Here is a 506-nt window from a genome sequence, read left to right on the forward strand (position 1 = left end):
TCGGCCCACCGTCCTCGCCGGGAACGTCGGCGGCGTGTACGACCACCACGCCGTCCTCATCGTGGCTCCGGGCGATGAGCCCGCTGCCTAGTCATCACGTCGATCACAGTTGTACGTCAGTGGACGAAGGAGCGGGACATGCGGTCGGAGTCGGTCAGGTTCACCAGCGGCGGGAACACGTTGGCTGCTGATCTCTATCTCCCGGAGGGTCCGGGTCCGTTCCCGGTCGTGGTGATGGCTGGTGGGTGGTGCTATGTGAAGGAGCTCGCGCAGCCGGACTATGCGCGGGAGTTCGTGGCGCACGGTCTGGCCGCGCTGATCTTCGACTACGAGAACCTCGGTGAGAGTCAGGGCGCCCCGCGTCAGCACATCGATCCGTGGCGCCAGATCGAGAACTACCGGGACGCGATCACCTACGTCGAGTCGCGCTCGGAGCTCGACCGGGAGCGTGTCGGTGTCTGGGGTATCTCCTACAGCGGTGGGCATGTCCTGATCCTGAGTGCCAT

At 65.2% G+C, this 506-nt stretch carries 1 protein-coding gene; it reads left to right on the forward strand.

Annotated elements, in window-relative coordinates; all coding sequences use genetic code 11:
- Nucleotides 1-138: 138 nt before the first annotated feature.
- Nucleotides 139-506, forward strand: a 368-nt coding sequence (locus ACR9E3_RS32480; protein WP_460385208.1) for an alpha/beta hydrolase, incomplete at its 3' end; no start/stop codon positions are given.

The sequence above is a fragment of the Actinomycetospora sp. C-140 genome (assembly GCF_054796175.1).